The following is a 20,327-nucleotide window of genomic DNA, read 5'->3' as shown; positions in this document are numbered from 1 at the left end:
CCCCTACCCGTCTCCCAGGGGGCACCCCCTCGCCGGCCATGCGGTCGTCGGTTGCGGGCGCCGCACGGCCTCCCGGCGTCCGCGACCCCTGCGCTGAGCCAACCAGCAGTCCGACCGGGAGGCTGCCCCCGTTCGGACCGAGCCGGACGGAGGACCCATGCACCCCAACATCACCCCGCCGAACGACCAGCCGCCCTCCTCGTCGTCGTCTTCTTCCACTCCCGAGGCGGAAGCGCCCGCCGAGGCCGTCGTACCGGCGCCGCGCGAGCCGCTCGACGACGCCACTCCTGCCGCCACTGCCCCTCCCGCCGCCGAGGAAACCGCGGCGCTCGCTGATGATCCGGCCATCTCCGTCGCGGTGCCGGACGACATCTCGGCCCTCGTCGAGACCACTGGGGTTGCGGATGCCGAGGTCGTCGCGGGCGACGACACTCCTGCTGTCACCGATTCGGCCGTCGTGGAGAGCGAGGCGGTGGAGGATGGCGCGCCGGGCTCGGATGGGGAGGTCGCGGAGAGCGACGAGCCGGTTGCGGCGGCGACGGACGTCGCGGTTGCGGACGAGGCACCCGCGGACGTGACGTCGGCGGCCGACGAGACCGAGGAGGGCGGCGCTGCGGAGGAGCCGGTCGCCGAGGCTGTCGTGGCTGAGGACGCTTCCGACTCGCCGGCTGCCGCCGAGGAGCCGGACGCCGTCGTTGCCGAGGACGTGGACGCTACGGAGGAGCCGGACGCCGTCGTCGCCGAGGACGTTGTTGCCGAGGACGTTGTTGCTGAGGACGTGGACGCTGCCGACGAGCCGGCCGTTGAGGAGGAGCCTGCCGCCTCGGTCGACGCGGAGGAGAGCGACGCCGACGAGGAGCCCGCGGCTGAGGCCGAGACCGCCGACGAGCCGGAGGTTGAGGCTGCCGTCGTGGTGTCGGACGAAGCCGCTGAGGCCGACGAGCCCGTAGTCGAGGCGGAAGCGTCCGCCGACGAGGACGCCGCGGACTCGGACGAGCCGGACGCCGAAGCTGCCGTCGTCGTTTCGGACGAGGCCGCCGAAGCCGACGAGCCCGCGGCCGAGACGGAAGCGTCCGCCGACGAGGACGCCACGGACTCGGACGAGCCCGCCGCCGAAGCTGACGCCGAAGAGATCGAGGCCGCCGAGGAGCCCGCCGCCGAAGCGGAAGAGTCCGCCGACGAGGACACCGCGGACTCGGACGAGCCCGTTGCCGAGGCCGAGGAGAGCGACGCCGAAGCCGACGCCGAAGAGATCGAGGCCGCCGAGGAGCCCGCCGCCGAGGCTGACGAGGCCGAGGAGAGCGACGCGGTCGAGGATGTCGCGGTCGTCGTCGCCGACGAGGAGCCCGCCGCCGAGGTTGACGCGGTGCCCGTGGTCGAGGACGCCGACGTGGCCGAGGAGGTCGCCGCGGCCGACGACGCCGATGGTGAGGAGGCCGCGGAGGAGCCGGCCGCCGAAGCCGACGACGCCGAGGAGCCTGCAGCGGAAACCGACGCCGAAGAAGGCGACGCGACCGACGAGCCCGCCGCCGAAACCGACGCCGAGGAAGTTGACGCCGTCGAGGAGGTCGCCTCGGAGGCCGGTGACGCCGACGAGGCGGACGCCGAAGCTGTTGCCGACGACGTGGTGCTTGTCGAGGACGACGCCGCCGTTGAAGAGATCGCGGCCGAGGCCGACGACGCCGTGGACGAGGACTCCGCCGAGGAGCCGGTTGCCGAGGACGACAGCGCCGAAGACGTCGTGCTCGTCGCGGTTGAAGCCGACGACGCCGACACGATCGAGGAAGCTGCCGCCGAAGCCGACGACGCCGCCGAGGAAGACGCCGCCGAGGAGATCGCGGCCGAGGCCGACGACGCCGCGGACGAGGACGTCGCCGAGGAGCCGGTTGCCGAGGACGACAGCACCGAGGACGTCGTGCTCGTCGTGGTCGAGGCGGACGGCGATGAGGAGGCCGGCGAAGTCGTGCTCCTCGTGGCCGAGACCGACGCCGAGGACGCGGATGACGACGTCGTGGCCGAAGCCGACGAAGAGGCCGCGGACGACAGCGACGACCTCGTGGCCGAAGCCGCCGACGACGAAGACGAGGCTGCGGACGACAGCGACGACGTCGTAGCCGAAGCCGACGACGAAGAGGACGAGGACACCGACGACCTCGTGGCCGAGGCGGACGACGAAGACGAGGACGAGGACGAGGACGCGGGTGAGCCCGTGGCCGAGGCCGAGGACGACGAGGAAGACGACGAGGTCGAGGACGTCGTGCTCCTCGTAGCCGACGCGGGCGACGAGGAGGACGCCGCGGACGGCGTGCTGCTCATCGTGGCCGAGGACGAGGAGGACGAGGTCGAGGAGGACGACGAGCTCGAGTACGCGGCGGTCGCCCCGGCTCAGCTGCGCCCCGGCGACATCGTCGAGGAGCGGATCGTGCTCTGGAAGCGCAAGCGGGCCGACAAGTTCCGCACGCGCATCGCGAAGGCCGAGTCCAAGTTCGTCGACGACCCGGTGAAGGCGGTGGCCCGGGCCAGCGCCGTGGTCAGCGACGCGATCGAGACGCTCGCCGAGAAGCTGCAGGAGCAGCAGCACGCGCTCAACCCGAACAAGAGCTCGAAGCACCCCGACACCGAGTCGCTGCGGGTGGCGCTGCGGCAGTACAAGGACTTCCTGGAGCGGGTCCTCTCGCTCTGACCCAAATCCCAGCACAAGGGGGCGGACCGGGCAACCGGTCCGCCCCCTTGCCGCATGCATATCGTTGCCCGCGGTCGCGATTTCATCTACCGTTGATTTCATCAAGCGTTGAGTTCTTTGCCCCTCCGCCAGGAAGGACCAACCACGATGGACAACGCGATCGAGGTCGAGCACCTCGTCGTCGCGCGCGGCAAGCGGCGGGTGCTGCACGACTTCACCTGCGCCGTCCCCTCCGGCAGCGTGACCGGCCTGCTCGGGCCCAGCGGCAGCGGGAAGACCACGTTCATGCGGGCCGTCGTCGGCGTGCAGAAGGTCGCGAGCGGCACCGTCACCGTCCTCGGCCACCCGGCCGGGTCGCGGCCGCTGCGCGACAAGGTGGGCTACCTGACCCAGGCCCCCAGTGTGTACGCCGATCTGACCGTCCGCGAGAACGCGCGCTACTTCGCGTCGCTCTACGGCCTCGGCGCGCACGAGGCCGACGAGGCCGTCAGCGACGTGGGCCTGAGCAAGGCCAAGGACCAGCTCGTCGGCCGCCTCTCCGGGGGCCAGCGCGCCCGCGCCTCGCTCGCCTGCGCGATCGTGGGCAAGCCGCGGCTGCTCGTGCTCGACGAGCCGACCGTCGGGCAGGACCCGGTCCTGCGCAACGAGCTCTGGCAACGCTTCCACGCCCTCGCGAAGGCCGGCTCCACCCTGCTGGTGTCCAGCCACGTGATGGACGAGGCCGGCCGCTGCGACCGCCTGCTGCTGATCCGCGAGGGCCACCTCATCGCCGATCAGACCCCGGCCGCCGTACGCGCATCAGCCGGCACCGACGACCTCGACGAAGCGTTCCTCAGGCTCGTGCAGGCCCACGAGACCGAGACGGTCGGGGACGCGGCGATGCCGAGCCGCACGAGTGCCGGCGCACCCGAATCCACCGGCCACACGACCAAGGCGGGCTGATCCCATGTCGCTGCGACTGACCTTCGGCACCGCCGGGCGCATCCTGCGCCAGCTTCGCCATGACCGCCGGACGATCGCGCTGATCCTCGTGGTCCCCACGGTGTTGCTCACCCTGCTGCGGTACCTCTACGACGACAACCCCCTCCTGTTCGACCGCGTGGGCCTGATCATGCTCGGGGTCTTCCCGCTCGTGATCATGTTCCTGCTCACGAGCGTGGCGATGCTCCGCGAGCGCACGAGCGGCACCCTCGAGCGGCTCCTCACCACGCCGATCGGGAAGGTCGACATCCTGCTCGGGTACGGGCTGGCCTTCGCCGTCGCGGCCGCGGTGCAGGCGGCGATCGTGTCGGCGCTCGCGTACTGGCTGCTGGGCCTCGACACCGCCGGCCCGGCGTGGCTCGTGGCCGTCATCGCGGTCGGCAACTCGGTGCTCGGCATGGCGCTCGGCCTGCTGGTGAGCGCCTTCGCCGACAGCGAGTTCCAGGCGGTGCAGTTCATGCCGGCCGTCGTGCTGCCCCAGGTGCTGCTGTGCGGCCTGCTCCAGCCCCGCGACCGGATGCCCGGGTGGATGGAGGCGATCAGCGACGTGCTGCCCATGTCGTACGCCGTGCAGGCCCTCACCGAACTGGGCACCCACACCGATCCGACCGCCGTCATGTGGCGCGACCTGGCCATCATCGTCGGCTGCGTCCTGGTCGCCCTGCTCCTCGGCGCGGCCACCCTGCGCCGCCGCACCGCGTAGCACCCGGTTCCGGCCCGCCCGCGCCGAACGCGCACCAGGTCCGGTGCGCCAGGCCCGGGACCCGGGAGCATGAATACCGGCCGAATAGGCTTGTGCCCGGTATCGGGCGCTGGGCGGGGCCGGCGGGCACCGCACGGTACGACATCAGGAAGAGGCATATGGCGCGCACCGGACGACGCCCCGGCAACCAGGACACCCGAGAGGCGATCCTGAACGCCGCCCGCCAGGCGTTCGCGGAGCGGGGCTTCGACGGGGCGTCCATCCGGCAGATCGCGACCAGCGCCGGTGTGGACCCGGCGCTGGTGCACCACTACTTCGGCGCCAAGGACCGGCTGTTCCTGGCGACCATGGACGCCCCGTTCGACCCGGGCGAGGTCCTCCCGCAGGTCTTCGACCCCGGCCTCGACGGCGTCGGCGAGCGGCTGGTCCGCATGTTCGTGTCGGTCTGGGACTCGCCCGCGGGCACGCCGGTCGTGGCCCTGGTCCGCAGCGCGATGCAGCACGACTGGTCCGCCCGCATGCTGCGCGAGTTCCTGGTGAGCCAGATCCTGCGCCGCGCGACGCGGGCCCTGAACCTCGACCCCGCCGAGGCCCCGATCCGCACCTCCCTGGTCGCGTCGCAGCTGATCGGGCTCGCGATGCTGCGGTACATCCTCAAGCTCGAACCCCTCGCCTCCATGCCCCCCGAGGAGGTGGTGCGCTACATCGCCCCGACCATCCAGCGCTACCTGGCCGACCCGCTCCCCTGACGGCGTCCACGGCCACGGCCGTCAGTCGTCGGCGAGGTCCGCGGGGCCCACGAGCCGCCGGTCGTCAGTCGTCCGCGAGGTCCGCGCAGTGCGTGCGCGCCTGCGGGGTCAGCAGCAGCCCGACCATCGCGGCCGCGCACACGACCGGCACGTACCGCAGCGACACCGGCGCTTCCAGCACCCACGCGAGCAGCGGCGTCATCGTCCCCGCGAACGCCCAGAACACGAGGCTCGCCAGCCACGCCCAATGCTCGCCCCGCCGCACCCGCACACCGAGGAACACCAGGACCCCGGCCAGCGGCGACAGGAACAGCACCGCGTTGAAGAACAGCACAAAATCCAGATATCCGGTACCACCCTGAGCCACCGGATCCACCTGCATCCCCGACAGCAGCACGCCGAGGGCCATGAGCGCGAGCGTGAGCATGATCCCGCCCACCGCGTGGAACCCCGTCACCGCGACGCGCACCTGCATCGGCACGAATCGGCGCCCACCGGCTGCCATGCGCCCAATGTAGGCCATCCCCGGCCTGCGAGAACGCCCGACACATAGTGCCAGACGTGAATCGACCCGCTGCAAATCCCCTCAGATCGGATTTACGGCCCGTCAGGGTATAAATCCGATAAGTCGCGGCGCGAAGCGCCCGACTTATCGTTGAGCCAAGGCGCCCTAGCACCTTCTCGAGTTCAAGATCCCGCCCCGCCCGCGCACCTTCCACGATCGCGGCTCGGGCCCGAGCCGCACACAGCACACCTACGCACCGAGCCAGACGCGCGCCGGAGCCGAAACCGGACCAAGGCGAGCCGCAGAGGCCAGCCGCACGCCCGCAGCGCAACGCACCGAGGCGAGCCGAATGCCTCCGAGCCGCCGAAGCCGAGCCGCCGCGACGCCCGACCCGGAAGCGCACCAAGGCGAGCCGGGCGCATCCAAGCCGCGGACGCCGAGCCAGACGCGTGCCCGCAGCGCAACGCACCGAGGCGAGCCGAACGCGTCCGAGCCGCGGACGCCGAGCCGGCCACGACGCCCGAACCGCAAGCGCACCCTGGCGAGCCGAACGCGTCCGACCTGCGGACGCCGAGCCGGACGCGTGCCCGCAACGCAACGCGCCGAAGCGAGGCGAACGCGTCCGGGCCGCGGACGCCGAGCTGGAAGAGCGCCCCGGGGCTGGGGCGGTCGCGTTGGCGGGTGGGTCAGGGCGTCAGCGGGTTTGTTCCAGCCACGAGGCGTAGAGGCGGGCGTAGATCGATGCCGGGTCGGTCAGCAGGGCCGTGTGCGGCCCGCGCTGGACGATGCGGCCCTTGTCCACCACGATGACCTCGTCCGCGGACTGGGCCGTGGACAGGCGGTGGGCGATCGCGATGGTCGTGCGGCCGCGGGTCACGGCGTCCAGGGTGCGCTGCAGGCGGACCTCCGTCGCGGGGTCCACGGCGCTCGTCGCCTCGTCCAGGACCAGCAGGTCGGGGTCGGCCACGTACGCGCGGGCCAGGGCCACCAGCTGCCGCTCGCCCACCGACAGGGACTCGCCGCGCTCGCCGACCTCGGTCCGCAGGCCGTCGGGCAGGGACTCCAGCCAGTCGATCAGGCCCAGCTCGGTGAAGGCGTGCAGCAGGTCGGCGTCGGTCAGCGACGGGCGGGCGAAGCGGACATTGTCGGCGATCGTCGCGTCGAACAGGAAGCCGTCCTGGGGCACCATGACGACCCGGCTGCGCAGCGAGTCGAAGCGGAGGGTGTCCAGCGGCACGCCCGAGAGCAGCACGCGGCCCGTGCTCGGGTCCATGAGCCGGGTCAGCAGCTTCGCGAAGGTCGTCTTGCCGCTGCCGGTCTCGCCGACGACCGCGACGCGCGTGCGGGCCGTGACCGTCAGGTCGACGTCGCTGAGCACCTCGGGGCCGTCGGGGTAGGCGAAGTGGACGTGGTCGAAGCGCACGTCGATCGGGCCGTCGGGCAGCGTGCGGCCGTCCTTGCCCGGGTCGGCGACGTCGGGCTCGGTCTCGATGATGTCCAGCACGCGGCGCCAGCCGGCGATCGCGTTCTGGGCCTCGTTGAGCACCTCGGTGGCGACCTGCACCGGCTGCACGAACAGCGTGGCCAGGAACAGGAACGCGGTGAGCTGCCCGACGGTGAGGTGGCCGCCGACGCCGAGCAGGGTGCCCACGACGATCACGCCGCCGAGCGCGAGGCCGGCCGCCAGCTCGCCGAAGCTCATGCTGATCACGTTGTTGCTCTGGGCCCGGAACTGGTTGCGCCGTGCCTGCTCGATCGCGCCGTCGAGCCGCTCGCCGGTGCGGCCCTGGATGCCGTAGGCGCGCACGACCGGCGCCCCCACGACGCTCTCGGCGATCACGCCGAGCATCGTGCCGACGCTCTCGCGCACCTCGAGGTAGAGCACGCTGAGCCGCCGCTGGAAGAACCGGACCACGAACACGAGCGGGGCGAACGCGGCGAACACGACGAGGGTGAGCTGCCAGGAGTACCAGAGCATGACGATCGTGGTGACCGTGAGCTGGCCCAGGTTGACCACGAAGAGCAGGCCGCCGAACTGCAGGAACTGGCTGATCTGGTCGACGTCGCCGGTGACCCGCGAGACCAGCGCGCCGCGGCGCTCGGACTGCTGGTGCAGCATCGACAGATCGTGGATGTGCCGGAAGGTGCGCGCCCGGATGCCGGCCAGGGCCGTCTCGCTCACGGTGAACAGGCGCACGTTCATGAGGTAGGAGCAGACCATCGTGACGAGCAGCACCCCGGCGGTGACCGCCACGATGCGCGTGATCACGCCGAGGTCGGGGCCGCCCGGCGCGCGGATGCCCCGGTCGATGCCCTGCTGGATGGCGACGGGCACGGCGACGCGGCCGGCGGTGGCGAGCAGGGCCAGGCCGAGCGTGCCGGCGAGCCCGGTGAACAGCTCCGGGGACAGGGCCAGGCCGCGGCGCAGCACCGAGGCCCGGGGGGCGGTCGCGGCGGGCGCGGTGGCGCTCTCGACGGTGGTCATGCGCTCAGGGTCTCCTCGTCCAGCCGGCCGTCGCGGTCCTCGTCGAAGCGTTGGGCGCCGAGCCCGGCCCCGGGCCCGTCGCGGCCGTCGTCCAGCCGGTCGCCGTCGAAGGCGTGCTCGCGCTCCCGCTCCTCCTCCGCCTTCTCGTAGGCGGTGACCAGGTCGGCGTAGCCGGGCGCGGTCTCCAGCAGCTCGGCGTGGGTGCCGCGGGCCACGACCCGGCCGCGTTCGAGGTAGACCACCTCGTCGGCGAGGGCGATCGTGGCCCGGCGGTAGGCGACGACGAGGATCGAGGCGGCCTGCGCCGGCCGGTCCACCTGCAGCGCCGCCGGGGCCGGGCCGGACCCGGCGGCCCCGGTCGCGGGCCGGGACACGGCGCCCGCCGCCGACGAGCCGGACTCGAGGCCCGGGGACCCCGCGCCGGGGCGACCCGCGAGCGGCGTCTCCGGGGCCAGGGCCGGGGCGGAGCCGTCGTCGCGGCGCAGCGCGGCCAGGATCGCGGCCTCGACCCGCGGGTCGACGGCGCTCGTGGCGTCGTCGAGCACGAGCAGCCGCGGCGACCCGGCCAGCGCCCGGGCGATGGTGAGCCGCTGCCGCTGCCCGCCGGACAGGGAGGTGCCGCGCTCGCCGACCGTGGTGCCGAGACCGTCGGCGAGGTGCCCGACGAACCCGTCGGCCTGGGCCAGCCGCAGCGCGCTCCAGGCCGCCTCGTCGTCGACGCCGGGCCGGTCGAGGGTGATGTTGCCGCGGATGGTGTCGTCGAAGACGAACGGGACCTGCGCGACGAGCGCGGTGCTGCCGGTCAGCGCGTCCTGGTGCAGCTCCCGCACGTCGACGCCGTCGAGCGTCACGGAGCCGGCCGCGGGGTCGACGAGCCGCGCGGCGAGCGCCGCGATGGTGGACTTGCCCGAGCCGGTGGGCCCGACCAGCGCGACCGTGCGCCCGGCGGGAACGTCGAAGGTGACCCCCGTGAGCACGTTGGGCCCGGTGCCCGTCTCGTCGGTGTAGGCGAAGTCGACGCCCTCGAAGCGCAGGGCGGCCGGGCCGGTGCCGGTCAGGGCGGTGGTGCCGTAGACGGTGTCGCCCTCGGCGTCGAGCACCCGGCGGATGCGCTCCCAGCCCACGACGCTGCGGGGCAGCTCGGCGAGGACCCAGCCGATCGCCCGGACCGGGAAGGCGAGCACGGTGAACAGGAACGTGACGCTGACGACCTGCTCGACCCCGACCGCGCCGGAGCGGTACCGATACCCGCCGACGACCAGCACCGCCAGGGTGCCGATGCTGGGCAGGGCGTCGAGGACCGGGTCGAACATGGCCCGGACCCGGCCGACCCGGATGGTGGCGTCGCGCAGCTGCACGGCCTTGGCCGCGAACCGCTCGGTCTCCGAGGCCTCGCGGCCCATCGTCTTGACGACCAGGGCGCCGTCGAAGCTCTCGTGCGCGACCGCGCTGACCTCGGCCCGCAGCTGCTGGGCCCGCGCCACCCGCGGCGACATGCGCCGCGAATAGGCCACGTTGACCAGCAGCAGCGCGGGGAAGACGGCCACGCCGACCAGCGCCATCGCCCAGTCGGTGACGAAGAGGGAGGCGACCGCGGCCACGAGCATCACGACGGTTCCGACCGCGAACGGGAACGGGGCGATCGGATACCACGCCGACTCCACGTCCGCGTTCGCGTTGGACAGCAGCGTCCCGGTCGCGTGGCGCTGGTGCCAGGCCAGCGGCAGGCGCAGGTAGCGGCGGGTCACGGCCCGGCGATACTTCGCCTGCAGGTTGAACTGCATCGCGCCGGCGCCGAGCCGGCGGCCGAAGATGCCCACGATCTTGCCGAGGCTGACCGCGAGCACGGCCAGGCCGCCCAGCACGAGCGTGCCGGTGGCGACGCTGCCCCGGTCGAACGCCGGCACCACGAGCTCGCCGACCACACGCCCCGAGACGAACGCCGTGGCGATGGTCAGCAGGCTGAACAGCACGCTGCCGAGGACGGACCACACGAACATGTGAGGCTCGTCACGGACCGCGTGGCCGAGCACCCGGAAGCCCTTCGCGAGCACCTTGCCACTGGTCAACACACGCTCCCTGGTTCCGCGCCGGTAAGCGACCCGAGCGCACGACAAACCTTACCGACGAGGTACGACAATTTCGGGGCTAGCGTTATGCCCATGACTGCCTTCGCCCGTTCGGAGCGCGCGGCGCTCGCCGACGCCCTGCTCGCCGCCGGGCCGGACGCGCCCACGCTGTGCGAGGGCTGGGCGACGCGTGACCTCGCCGCACATCTCGTGCTGCGCGAGCACCGCCCGGACGCCGCCGCCGGGATCATGCTCAAGGCCGCCGCCGGGCACACCCAGAAGGTGCAGGACGCGCTGGCCGCGGGCGACTACCCGGCGCTCGTGGACCGGGTGCGGCGCGGGCCGCTGCTGCTGCGCCCGCTCGACGAGGCGATGAACGTGACCGAGTTCTTCGTCCACCTCGAGGACGTGCGGCGGGCCGCGCCGGGGTGGACGCCGCGCGACCTTCCGCCGTCGTACGCCCAGGCCCTCGCCGCCCGCGCGAAGACCACGGCCCGCCTGTCCGCCCGCCGCTTCCCCGCCCGCATCGAGGTCTCCGGCCCCGGCGTGGAGCCGTTCACGGTCAACCCGAAGCGGGAGCCCGTCGTGCGGGTGTCGGGCGCGCCCGGGGAGCTGGTGCTGTTCTTCAGCGGGCGCCAGTCCGCCGCCGAGGTATCGGTGACCGGCCCGGACGATCTGGCCGAAAAGCTCCGCGGGGCCCGGCTCGGCATCTGAGGTACGACTGCTGGGTCTTGAATCTGGTTCCAGAGCACGCGTTTCGCGGCTTGCTCACGTTTCGGTTTCGGGTCTAGCCGGTAACGGGATTGACGGTTTACGGTCTGGTAACCGACGGACGTGACGATGCTCACGGCCGGCGGCGTATTCTCCCGGACCGCCCGGAAGGCAGCCCGATCATGACCCAGACCCAGCGGCTCGTACTGCCGTACCGCTCGATCCCGGACATGTTCCTGCACCGGGTCGCCGAGAACCCCGACGCCCACGCCTTCGGCCGCCCCGCCCCCGACGACGCCGGGGACCCGATCTGGATGACCTGGCGCGAGGTCGACGAGCACGCCCGGGCCATCGCCGCCGGCCTGACCACGCTGGGAGTCGCGCCCGAGGACCGGGTCGCGGTGCTGTCGAGCACGCGGCTGGACTGGATCCTCGCCGACCTCGGCGTGATGCTCGCGGGCGCGGCGACGACGACCGTGTATCCCACGACCGAGCCCGAGGAGGCCGTGTACATCGTCGCGGACTCCGGCTCCAAGGTGCTCTTCGCCGAGAACCCCGAGCAGGCGGCGAAGCTCAAGGACGCGGAACTGCCGAACCTCACGCACATCGTGCTGATCGACGGGGCTCCGGACGGTACCGAAGCCAAACCGACGATGACCATGGCGGACCTGGAATCCGCCGGACGCGCCGCGATCGCCGCGGACCCCGGGCTCATCGACGGCATCGTCGCGGGCATCGAGGGCGACCGCCTGGCGACCCTCATCTACACGTCCGGCACGACGGGGCGCCCGAAGGGCGTCGAACTGCTGCACGCCGGCTGGGTCTGGCAGGGCAAGACGCAGCAGGACACGGGCGTGCTGACCGCCGACGACCTGCAGTACCTCTGGCTGCCGCTGTCGCACTCGTTCGGCAAGACGCTGCTGTGCGGGGTCCTGTACGTGGGGCTGCCCACGTACGTCGACGGCCGCGTGGACAAGCTCATCGACAACCTCGGCCGGATCCGCCCCACGCTCATGTGCGCGGCGCCGCGAGTCTTCGAGAAGGTCTACAACCGCGTGGTGACCGGCGCCCAGGCCGACGGCGGGGCCAAGCTCAAGATCTTCACCTGGGCCCTCAAGGTCGGCAAGCGCGCCTCCGCCGAGCGGCTGGCCGGCCGCGAGCCCGGCGGCCTGCTCAAGTTCCAGCTCGGCATCGCCGACAAGCTGGTCTTCAGCAAGCTGCGCGCCCGCCTCGGCGGCCGGATGCGCGCGATGGTCTCCGGCTCGGCGCCGCTCGCCCCGGAGATCGCCGAGTTCTTCTTCGCCGCCGGGCTGCCGATCCTGGAGGGGTACGGGCTCACGGAGACGTCCGCGGGCTCCTTCGTCAACCGGGAGGGCAAGGCGCGCATCGGCACCGTCGGGCAGGCCCTCGGCGACCTCGAGATCCGCCTCGACTCCGACGGCGAGGTGCTGCTGCGGGGCACGCCGGTGATGCGGGGGTACCACAACCTGCCCGACGAGACCGCGGCCGCGTTCACCGAGGACCGCTGGTTCCGCACCGGCGACATCGGCGAGCTCGACGACGCCGGCTACCTGCGCATCACCGACCGCAAGAAGGACCTGATCAAGACCTCGGGCGGCAAGTACGTCGCACCGAGCCACATCGAGGGCCTGTTCAAGTCGGTCTGCCCGTACACCTCCCAGGCCATCGTCGTCGGCCAGGCCCGCAACTACGTGACGATGCTCGTCTCGCTCGACCCGGACGCGATCATCGGCTGGGCCGCGGGCACGCCGCTCGCCGGGAAGTCCTACGCGGAGATCGTCTCCTCCCCCGAGGCCTTCGAGCTCGTCGACGGCTACGTGCGCGAGCTCAACGCGAAGCTGAACCGCTGGGAGCAGATCAAGAAGTTCAGCATCCTCGGCCGGGATCTGTCCATCGAGGACGGCGAGCTGACGCCGTCGCTGAAGGTGAAGCGCCGGGTCGTGGAGAAGTCCTTCGCGGCCGACATCGACCGGATGTACGCCGGGACGCTCGCGGAGATATAAGGACCTCTATTCACACCCCACAGTGTCGTGGCCCCCGGGAACCGCCATCCCCGGGGGCCACGACGCGTAATCGCCCGGTCACGCGACCTGAGATCGACTTGGAGGCCGGGTGTACCGTGGTGAATGAAACGGAACGGCACCGACGCGGCGTGGTCCTCGTGTTCGCTCGTATGGGGTTCGCGCTTGGATTGGCCAGTCGCAGTCGTCCTGGTCTCGAAGTCTGCTGAGTGCGCGCACGCCCGCGCGAGCCACGCGGCTTGATCCTGGATCACGGCTCCGACCTGGAGCTTTCGGGCTTGTTCGGCGCGGGCCGCGAGCTCGATCGGCGTGGGTTTTTGGCTCGATCGCGCGACTCGTACCGAGGTCCGGTCCCGCCGCGATTGCGCCGGGGCGCGGGTCAGACGAGCACTGCCCGCGCGCCGGGGGCGGGAGCGGGTCAGGCGAGCGCCGTCTGGGCGTCGACCAGGAGTGGCGGCGCGGCCCTCGGGGCTCGATCACGCGGCTCTGGCCGAAGTCCGGACCCGCCGCGATCGCGCCGAGCCCGGACTGCAGATCAGGCGAGCACCGTCTGCGCGGACCAGGAGTGGCGGCGCGGCCGGTCCAGGTCGGTGCGGGCCTCCGCGAGCCGCCGCACCGCCTCGACCAGGTCCGCCTCCGGGAGCGTGAACGGCAGCCGCATGAAGCGCTCCATGGTGCCGTCCGCGCCGAAGCGGGGGCCCGGCGCCACGCGCACGCCCAGCTCCTCGGCCGAGCGGGCCAGCGCGCTCGACACGGGCGCGTCGAGCTCGGCCCAGATGACCATCCCGCCCCGCGGCAGGACGAAGCGCCACTCCGGCAGCTCGGCCCGCAGCGCCGCGGCCAGGGTGTCGCGCTGGACCAGCAGCTGCTTGCGGCGCGCGGCCACGATCGTGTCGCGGCGCTGCAAGAGGCGTGCGGCCACGAGCTGGTCGAGCACCGGCGAGGCCATGTCCACGCCGACGCGGGCCGCCGCTAGGCGGGCGATCAAGGGGGCCGGGCCGCGCACCCAGCCGATGCGCAGGCCGCCCCAGAAGGCCTTGCTCATGCCGCCGATCGTGAGCACCCGCGCGGTGCGGTCGAACGCCGCGACCGCCGGCGGCATCGCGGCGGCCACGTCCGGGTCGAGAGCAAGGTCCACAAAGGACTCGTCGATGATCAGGTCCGTGCCGGCGGCGTGGGCCGCGGGCGGGAGCTTCTCGCGCAGCGCGGCCGGCATCAGGTGGCCCGTCGGGTTGTGGAACTCCGGAATCAGGTACGCCACCCGCGCCTGAGCGGCCCGCACCGTCGACAGCAGCAGGTCGGCATCCCAGCCGTCGGGGCCGATGGCGTAGGAGCTGATCCTCGCCCGGCCGGCCACGAACGCGCTCAAGGCGTTCGGGTACGTGGGGGTTTCCACCAGCGCGCGCTGACCCGGTGCGACCAGGAGGCGCAGCAGGAGATCCAGGGCCTGCTGGACACCGCCGGTGATCATGACCTGGTCGGGGGCCGTGGGGAGGCCGCGGGCGGTGTAGGCGCACGCGATCGCCTCGCGCAGGACCAGCAGGCCCATGGGCTGGTAGCCGGGGCCGCACAGGTACGGCTCCAGGTCCGTCACCGCCTCCGCCGCGGCCGCCGCGAGCTCCGGCGGGGCCGGCATCGCGGCACAGCCCAGGTCGATCAGGCCGGCGTCGTCGCTCGGGGTCCACAGGCCCGACGTGCCCACCCGGTGCCCGGCCGGCAGCTCGGTCCAGCTGCCCGCGCCCCTCCGGCTCGACACGTGCCCGCTCTCGCGCAGCTCGCGGTAGGCGGCGGTCACGGTGGTCCGGCTGATGCCCAGCGCCGCGGCCAGCTCCCGTTCCGCGGGCAGCCGCACGCCGAGGGCCAGGCGGCCGTCGATGAGCAGGCCGCGCACGGCGTTGGCGAGCACGACGTACTCGGGCCGCTTCCCGCCCGGGCCGCGCACCCCGACGGCGACCTGCCAGGCGTTGAGCATGCGGGCCAGCTGGGCACCGCGGACAATCGCTGACAAAATTGGCCCCCTAAACGCGCTCGATTGGCCTCAGACTGGCATCAGTGGCTCCCGAGGGCAAGTCCAATTTCGCCATTGCGCCCAACAGCACACCGCCGAGGATCGCGGCGCCGCCCACGAGGTCGTACCAGTGGATCCTCTCGTGCAGGAACAGCGCCGACGACAGGATCGCGAACACCGGTGCCAGGGCCGCGAACGGCGCCACGGTCCCGGCCCCGTAACGGCCGATCAGCCGCCCCCACACCCCGAAGCCGAGCAGCGTGCTCAGGTAGGCGATGTACGCGATCGCTGCGACGGCGACGAGGTCAAGACCCCGAAGGGCGCTCCAGACGTACGCGGGCCCGTCGACGGTCAGCGTCAGCAGCACCAGCGGCGGGGTGGCGACCGCGCTCACCCACACCATGAAGTTGAGCATGTCGGCGGCCGCGGCCTTGCGCATCGCGACGTTGGCCAGGCCCCAGGCCGCGCCGGCCGCCACGACCAGCAGGAACGCGCCCAGCGGGCGGTCCAGGCCGAGCTGCGTGGCGATCAGCACGATCCCGGCCCCGGCCAGCACCACGCCGCCGATGCGCCTCGGGCCGGGGCGGTCGCGCAGCAGTACCGTCGCGAAGACCAGCGTGAAGACGACCTGGCTCTGCAGGACCAGCGCCGACAGCCCGGACGGCAGCCCGGCCGCCATGCCGGCGAACAGCAGCGAGAACTTCACCACGCCGAGCGCGATCCCGGTCGCGATCACCCAGCGCCAGGGCGCCTTGGGCCGGCCGACCAGGAACACCGCGGGCAGCGCCGCGACCCCGAAGCGCAGGGCGCAGAACAGCAGCGGCGACATGCTGTCCAGGCCCACGTGGATGACCACGAAGTTGACGCCCCAGATGACCGAGACCACGAGCGCCAGGGCGAGGTCGCGAGGTTTCATGGCTCGATGATTGGCCCCCGAACCGTGAAGCACCATCGAAAAGTACTGCATCAAGGTTTTAGCATTGCTTCATGCTCGACCTGTCGCGCCTCCAGGCGCTCCGCGCGGTCCAGACGTTCGGCACGGTCACGGCCGCGGCGGGCGCGCTGCACATCACCCCGTCGGCGGTCTCCCAGCACATCGCGAAGCTGGAGCGGGAGACGCACACCACGCTCGTGGAGAAGGACGGCCGGCGGCTGCGGCTGACCGAGGCCGGGCGCGTCCTCGCCGAGCACGCGGGCCGGGTCCTCGCGGCGGTCGAGGAGGCCGAGGCGGCGCTCGCCGCGCACCAGGAGACGGTGTCGGGGCGGCTGAGCATCTCGTCGTTCCCGACGGCGTGCCGGGGCCTTCTCCCCCACGCGCTGCGCCGGCTCGCGGCGGACCATCCGGCGCTGGAGCCGACGCTGCTGGAGACGGACCGGGAGGCGAGCTTCGCCGGCATCCTGCGCGGGATCGTCGACGTCGCCCTGATCGACGAGTGGCTGGAGATCCCGGTGACGTACCCGCCCGGCATCGCCAGCGTCGAGCTGGGCCTGGACGTCGGGGACCTGATCCTGCCGGCCGGGCACCCCCTGGCCGACGGGGCCGGCCCGGTCACCCTCGACGAGGTCCGCGAGGAGCGCTGGATCGGCTCGACGCCGGGGACCGTCTGCCACGAGTGGCTGCTGCGAATGCTGCCGGGGCTGCGCCCGGCGATCCTGGTGAACGAGTTCGAGACGCAGCTGACGTTCGTCGCCGAGGGGCTCGGGGTGGCGTTCATCCCGCGGCTGGCCCGCACCGCGCTGCCGCCCGGGGTGGTCGCGCGCCCGGTGGCCCCGGAGGCGGCCCGGCGGGTGAGCGTCGCGTGGCGGGCGGCGGCCGCGACCCGGCCGGCGATCGGGGCGACCGTCACGGCCCTGCAGGAGGCCTGGGCGCTGCGCCCGACTTCGGGTGATCTACCCGATTGGGTGACCGGCGGGGCCGGAATTCATGTGGTGTGAGGCAAGTTTTCCCAGGTCGTAAACCTGGGCCGGGCCCGGTTCGCGCCCACTGTTCATTCAGCGTGTTCACTTCTGCGCGGATTCGGGCCGCCCCTTACATTCATTGGCATGGCCCTCTTCCGTTCCCGGACCGCGACCGGCGCCGGCATTCTGGCAACGGTCCTGCTGGTGCTGATCTTCGGCAACCAGATTTTCACTGAGTGGGTCGACCGGCACAGCGACGGTTCGACCGTTTGGGGCTTCTTCCTGCGCATGCTGGCCTGGCCGCGCTGGTGGATCAGCCCGCATGACGGCTCCGGCAACGCCGCCCGGGAGCTGCTCGCCAACGACCTGCGCGCACTGCTGTTGATCCTGTTCGTCGCGCTGGTCCTCGCCGTCTCCGCCAAGACGGTGGCCGGCGGCGGTGGCGCGGTCGTGGTGGGCTGGGCGGCGCTGATCTTCGGCGCCGCGCTCGCCGCGTTCACGACCGCGTTCATCATCGCCGACCCGACGATGCTCGGGGCGCTCAACGCCGCCGCGGCGGCGTCGGGCTACGGCCTGTTCGTCGGCTGGATCGTCGGCATCGCCGTCGCCGCCGGCAAGAAGGCCGACTGACCCCTACCGGATCGGGTGCCCGGCCGTGCGCAGGGCACCCTTCACATCGCCGATCGTCAGCTCGCCGAAGTGGAACACGCTGGCCGCGAGCACGGCATCGGCGCCCGACTCGACCGCCGGCGCGAAGTCGGCGACCTTCCCGGCCCCGCCGCTGGCGATCACCGGGATGTCGACGACCTCGCGCACGGCCCGGATCAGCTCCAGGTCGAAGCCGTCCTTGGTGCCGTCGGCGTCCATCGAGTTGAGCAGGATCTCCCCCGCCCCGAGCTCGGCGACCCGGGCCGCCCACTCGACCGCGTCGAGGCCCGCGCCCCGGCGCCCGCCGTGGGTGGTGACCTCGAAGCCGCTGAGCTGGCCCTCGCCGCGCCGCACGTCGAGCGAGAGCGTGAGGACCTGGTTGCCGAAGCGCTGCGCGATCTCGGCGATGAGCTCCGGGCGCGCGATCGCGGCGGTGTTGACCCCGACCTTGTCCGCGCCGGCGCGCAGGAGCGTGTCGACGTCGCCGACGCTGCGCACGCCGCCGCCGACGGTCAGCGGGATGAAGACCGTTTCCGCGGTACGGCGGACGACGTCCAGCATCGTGGCGCGCCCGTCCGAGGAGGCGGTCACGTCGAGGAAGACGAGCTCGTCGGCGCCCGCGGCGTCGTAGGCGGCGCCCAGCTCGACCGGGTCGCCGGCGTCACGCAGGTTGAGGAAGTTGACGCCCTTGACGACCCGGCCCGCGTCGACATCGAGGCACGGGATGACCCGAACAGCTACGGTCATGCCGTCACCTCCGCTTCGCTCCGGCAACGGCACGACTGAAGACTGAGCCCCTGGTGAGCGGCCCCTCCGCTCCGCTCCGGACCGCTCACGCCGACTCCTGCAGCGCCGCGAGGGCCTCGGTGACGGTGAAGGCGCCGGCGTACAGCGCCTTGCCCACGATCACGCCCTCCACGCCCGCGGGCGCGAGCGCCGCGAGCTGGCGCAGGTCGTCGAGCTTGGACACGCCGCCGCTGGCGATCACCGGCTTCTTCGTCCGGCCGGTGACCTCGAGGAGCAGGGTCAGGTTCGGGCCGGTGAGCGTGCCGTCGCGCATCACGTCGGTGACCACGTACCGCGCGCAGCCCGCCTTCTCGAGCCGGTCGAGCACCTCGAAGAGGTCGCCGCCCTCCTTGGTCCAGCCCCGGGCCGCGAGCTGGTGCCCGCGCACGTCGAGGCCGACCGCGACCTGCTCGCCGTAGGTGGCGCAGACGTGGTCGCACCAGTCGGGGTTCTCCAGCGCCGCGGTGCCGAGGTTGACGCGGGTCGCGCCGGTGGACAGCGCCGCCTTGAGCGAGGCCTCGTCGCGGATGCCGCCCGAGAGCTCCACCTGCACGTCGAGGCGGCGGACCACGTCGGCGAGCAGTTCGGCGTTGGAGCCGCGGCCGAAGGCGGCGTCGAGGTCGACGAGGTGAATCCACTCCGCGCCCTGCCGCTGCCAGGCCAGGGCGGCCTCGAGCGGGTCGCCGTAGGTGGTTTCGCTGCCGGCGGCGCCCTGGACGAGACGGACGGCCTGGCCGTCGGCGACGTCGACGGCGGGCAGGAGCTGCAGGGCCATGAGAGTCAGATCCTTCGGTCCAGAACGAGCACGGTGAGCGCCGGGGTGGCGACGATGAGGATCGCGCTGATGCCGATCCGGGCCGGCCAGGAGTCGATCGACGTCCAGACCAGGGTCAGGACCGCCAGCACGAGGATGGCGATGATGATGCGCTGCTTCCAGGAGCGGCGCGCAAAGATCTTACCGGTCCGCCCTAGGCGGACCTTGGGCACCAGCCGGCGCACGGCGGCCCGGCGGGCCCGTTTGCGCTCGTGCCGGCGCATCCGCTCGGCGCGCTCGGCCTCCAGCAGCGCGCGCCGTTTCGCCCGTTCCTTGGACAAGCGGGATCAGAGCGTCCCGAGCCAGTTGGCGAGCAGGGTCGCCCCGGCGTCGCCGGACTTCTCGGGGTGGAACTGGGTGGCCCGCAGCACTTCGGTCTCGAACGCGGCGACGAACTGCTCGCCGTGCACCGCGGTCGCGACACGGACCCCGGCCTCGGTCTGGGCGTCGGTGACCGTCGAGGCGTAGGAGTGCACGAAGAAGAAGCGGGTGTCGTCCGGCAGGCCGGCGCCGAGGACCGAGCCCCCGGGCCAGGTGACCGTGTTCCAGCCCATGTGCGGCACGACCGGCGCGTGCAGGCGGGTCACCGTGCCGGGCGCGAGGCCGAGGCCCTTGGTGACCACGCCGTGCTCCTCGCCGGCGTCGAACAGGATCTGCATGCCGACGCAGATGCCGAGCACGGGCGCGCCGGTGCGGACCCGCTCGGCGATCATCGGGCCGGCGCTGAGGGTCTCGATGCCGGCCATGCAGGCCGCGTAGGCGCCGACGCCCGGCACGACCAGGCCGTCCGCGCGGGCGGCCCGGCCGAGGTCGTCGGTGACCTCGACGTCGGCGCCGACGCGGGCCACGGCCCGCTCCGCCGAGCGCAGGTTGCCGGAGCCGTAGTCGAGAATCACCACGCGTTTCGCCACGATCCGCCTCCCCTTAGTTGAGCCACAGCACGCCGGCGGCCGCGGAGATCGCGGCCAGCAGCAGCGTGATGACGAACGGTACCTTCGACTTGCTCTGCTGCCGCAGCGAGAGCGCCCCGCCGAGCAGCAGACCCGCCAGAGCGAGCAGGGCAATGCTCACGTCGTCGCCTCCGCAAGCTCCGGCGCCGACGCGGTCAAACTGAGCCTCTGGTGAGCGGCCCCTCCGCTCCGCTCCGGACCGCTGATGGCATTACCTTCTTTTGTCATCGGGAGCTCCCGAGGAACGCTTTGGCCGCTTGTCCTGTGAGGACTGACGTGAGACGGCGTCCTCGG

Annotated in this window: 17 protein-coding genes and 1 pseudogene; 8 read left to right on the top strand and 10 right to left on the bottom strand. The window is 72.6% G+C overall.

Annotated elements, in window-relative coordinates; translation table 11 throughout:
- The first annotated feature begins 157 nt into the window (after positions 1-157).
- The 4 genes from ABT369_RS30570 to ABT369_RS30555 all read left to right on the top strand — a co-directional run bounded on the left by ABT369_RS30570 (position 158) and on the right by ABT369_RS30555 (position 5,116).
- Positions 158-2,683: a hypothetical protein gene (locus ABT369_RS30570; RefSeq protein ID WP_350617149.1), complete on the top strand. Its 2,526-nt coding sequence runs from the start codon at positions 158-160 to the stop codon at positions 2,681-2,683.
- 147 nt (positions 2,684-2,830) lie between these two features.
- Complete coding sequence (locus ABT369_RS30565; RefSeq protein WP_350617147.1) at positions 2,831-3,625, top strand: ABC transporter ATP-binding protein; 795 nt, start codon at positions 2,831-2,833, stop codon at positions 3,623-3,625.
- 4 nt (positions 3,626-3,629) lie between these two features.
- Positions 3,630-4,367, top strand: a complete 738-nt coding sequence (locus ABT369_RS30560) for an ABC transporter permease (protein ID WP_350617145.1) — start codon at positions 3,630-3,632, stop codon at positions 4,365-4,367.
- Positions 4,368-4,525: 158 nt separating this feature from the next.
- Entirely contained in the window at positions 4,526-5,116 is a 591-nt protein-coding gene (locus tag ABT369_RS30555; protein WP_350617143.1) for a TetR/AcrR family transcriptional regulator, read from the top strand.
- A 64-nt stretch (positions 5,117-5,180) separates the two neighbouring features.
- Here ABT369_RS30555 and ABT369_RS30550 read toward each other — a convergent pair whose 3' ends face one another.
- The 3 genes and pseudogenes from ABT369_RS30550 to ABT369_RS30540 form a co-directional block, all read right to left on the bottom strand.
- Positions 5,181-5,621, bottom strand: coding sequence for a hypothetical protein (locus ABT369_RS30550; RefSeq protein WP_350617141.1), 441 nt, complete (start codon positions 5,619-5,621; stop codon positions 5,181-5,183).
- A gap of 694 nt (positions 5,622-6,315) precedes the next feature.
- A complete protein-coding gene (locus tag ABT369_RS30545) occupies positions 6,316-8,106 on the bottom strand; it encodes an ABC transporter ATP-binding protein (RefSeq protein WP_350617139.1) in 1,791 nt (596 codons plus the stop codon).
- 104 nt (positions 8,107-8,210) lie between these two features.
- Positions 8,211-10,160, bottom strand: a pseudogene (locus ABT369_RS30540) (ABC transporter ATP-binding protein); the annotation flags it as partial.
- 108 nt (positions 10,161-10,268) lie between these two features.
- Here ABT369_RS30540 and ABT369_RS30535 point away from each other — a divergent pair.
- Entirely contained in the window at positions 10,269-10,889 is a 621-nt protein-coding gene (locus ABT369_RS30535) for a TIGR03085 family metal-binding protein (RefSeq protein ID WP_350617137.1), read from the top strand.
- 179 nt (positions 10,890-11,068) lie between these two features.
- Positions 11,069-12,910, top strand: coding sequence for an AMP-dependent synthetase/ligase (locus ABT369_RS30530; protein WP_350617135.1), 1,842 nt, complete (start codon positions 11,069-11,071; stop codon positions 12,908-12,910).
- A gap of 553 nt (positions 12,911-13,463) precedes the next feature.
- Here ABT369_RS30530 and yczR read toward each other — a convergent pair.
- Both yczR and ABT369_RS30520 read right to left on the bottom strand, forming a co-directional pair.
- On the bottom strand, positions 13,464-14,936 hold the full coding sequence (yczR, locus tag ABT369_RS30525; RefSeq protein ID WP_350617133.1) for a MocR-like transcription factor YczR: 1,473 nt from the start codon (positions 14,934-14,936) through the stop codon (positions 13,464-13,466).
- A gap of 10 nt (positions 14,937-14,946) precedes the next feature.
- Positions 14,947-15,852 carry an EamA family transporter gene (locus ABT369_RS30520; RefSeq protein ID WP_350617131.1) on the bottom strand — a complete coding sequence of 302 codons (906 nt, stop codon included), beginning with the start codon at positions 15,850-15,852 and terminating at the stop codon, positions 14,947-14,949.
- A gap of 71 nt (positions 15,853-15,923) precedes the next feature.
- Between ABT369_RS30520 and ABT369_RS30515 the strand changes: the two genes are divergently transcribed.
- On the top strand, positions 15,924-16,871 hold the full coding sequence (locus tag ABT369_RS30515; protein WP_350617129.1) for a LysR family transcriptional regulator: 948 nt from the start codon (positions 15,924-15,926) through the stop codon (positions 16,869-16,871).
- Positions 16,872-16,979: 108 nt separating this feature from the next.
- A complete protein-coding gene (locus tag ABT369_RS30510) occupies positions 16,980-17,465 on the top strand; it encodes a hypothetical protein (protein WP_350617127.1) in 486 nt (161 codons plus the stop codon).
- A gap of 3 nt (positions 17,466-17,468) precedes the next feature.
- Here ABT369_RS30510 and hisF read toward each other — a convergent pair whose 3' ends face one another.
- The 5 genes from hisF to ABT369_RS30485 form a co-directional block, all read right to left on the bottom strand.
- Entirely contained in the window at positions 17,469-18,230 is a 762-nt protein-coding gene (hisF, locus tag ABT369_RS30505; protein WP_350617125.1) for an imidazole glycerol phosphate synthase subunit HisF, read from the bottom strand.
- A gap of 85 nt (positions 18,231-18,315) precedes the next feature.
- Positions 18,316-19,044 carry a bifunctional 1-(5-phosphoribosyl)-5-((5-phosphoribosylamino)methylideneamino)imidazole-4-carboxamide isomerase/phosphoribosylanthranilate isomerase PriA gene (gene priA, locus ABT369_RS30500; RefSeq protein ID WP_350617123.1) on the bottom strand — a complete coding sequence of 243 codons (729 nt, stop codon included), beginning with the start codon at positions 19,042-19,044 and terminating at the stop codon, positions 18,316-18,318.
- A gap of 5 nt (positions 19,045-19,049) precedes the next feature.
- A complete protein-coding gene (locus ABT369_RS30495) occupies positions 19,050-19,364 on the bottom strand; it encodes a hypothetical protein (RefSeq protein WP_350617121.1) in 315 nt (104 codons plus the stop codon).
- A 6-nt stretch (positions 19,365-19,370) separates the two neighbouring features.
- Positions 19,371-19,994 carry an imidazole glycerol phosphate synthase subunit HisH gene (gene hisH, locus ABT369_RS30490; protein ID WP_350617119.1) on the bottom strand — a complete coding sequence of 208 codons (624 nt, stop codon included), beginning with the start codon at positions 19,992-19,994 and terminating at the stop codon, positions 19,371-19,373.
- Positions 19,995-20,007: 13 nt separating this feature from the next.
- Positions 20,008-20,154 carry a CG2302 family histidine operon protein gene (locus ABT369_RS30485; protein WP_350617117.1) on the bottom strand — a complete coding sequence of 49 codons (147 nt, stop codon included), beginning with the start codon at positions 20,152-20,154 and terminating at the stop codon, positions 20,008-20,010.
- Positions 20,155-20,327: the final 173 nt, after the last annotated feature.

The organism is Dactylosporangium sp. NPDC000244, from assembly GCF_040300725.1.
In the GTDB taxonomy this organism is placed as follows: Bacteria; Actinomycetota; Actinomycetes; order Mycobacteriales; family Micromonosporaceae; genus Dactylosporangium.
This window is presented reverse-complemented; position numbering and strand designations above follow the sequence as displayed.

Bases quoted from the DNA above. Each gene is read 5' to 3' on its own strand.
- ABT369_RS30560 (WP_350617145.1), top strand. From the start codon at position 3,630: ATGTCGCTGCGACTGACCTTCGGCACCGCCGGGCGCATCCTGCGCCAG.
- ABT369_RS30515 (WP_350617129.1), top strand. From the start codon at position 15,924: ATGCTCGACCTGTCGCGCCTCCAGGCGCTCCGCGCGGTCCAGACGTTC.
- ABT369_RS30550 (WP_350617141.1), bottom strand. From the start codon at position 5,621: ATGGCAGCCGGTGGGCGCCGATTCGTGCCGATGCAGGTGCGCGTCGCG.
- ABT369_RS30535 (WP_350617137.1), top strand. From the start codon at position 10,269: ATGACTGCCTTCGCCCGTTCGGAGCGCGCGGCGCTCGCCGACGCCCTG.
- ABT369_RS30510 (WP_350617127.1), top strand. From the start codon at position 16,980: ATGGCCCTCTTCCGTTCCCGGACCGCGACCGGCGCCGGCATTCTGGCA.
- hisF (WP_350617125.1), bottom strand. From the start codon at position 18,230: ATGACCGTAGCTGTTCGGGTCATCCCGTGCCTCGATGTCGACGCGGGC.
- ABT369_RS30565 (WP_350617147.1), top strand. From the start codon at position 2,831: ATGGACAACGCGATCGAGGTCGAGCACCTCGTCGTCGCGCGCGGCAAG.
- ABT369_RS30520 (WP_350617131.1), bottom strand. From the start codon at position 15,852: ATGAAACCTCGCGACCTCGCCCTGGCGCTCGTGGTCTCGGTCATCTGG.
- ABT369_RS30530 (WP_350617135.1), top strand. From the start codon at position 11,069: ATGACCCAGACCCAGCGGCTCGTACTGCCGTACCGCTCGATCCCGGAC.
- ABT369_RS30545 (WP_350617139.1), bottom strand. From the start codon at position 8,106: ATGACCACCGTCGAGAGCGCCACCGCGCCCGCCGCGACCGCCCCCCGG.
- ABT369_RS30555 (WP_350617143.1), top strand. From the start codon at position 4,526: ATGGCGCGCACCGGACGACGCCCCGGCAACCAGGACACCCGAGAGGCG.
- ABT369_RS30570 (WP_350617149.1), top strand. From the start codon at position 158: ATGCACCCCAACATCACCCCGCCGAACGACCAGCCGCCCTCCTCGTCG.
- priA (WP_350617123.1), bottom strand. From the start codon at position 19,044: ATGGCCCTGCAGCTCCTGCCCGCCGTCGACGTCGCCGACGGCCAGGCC.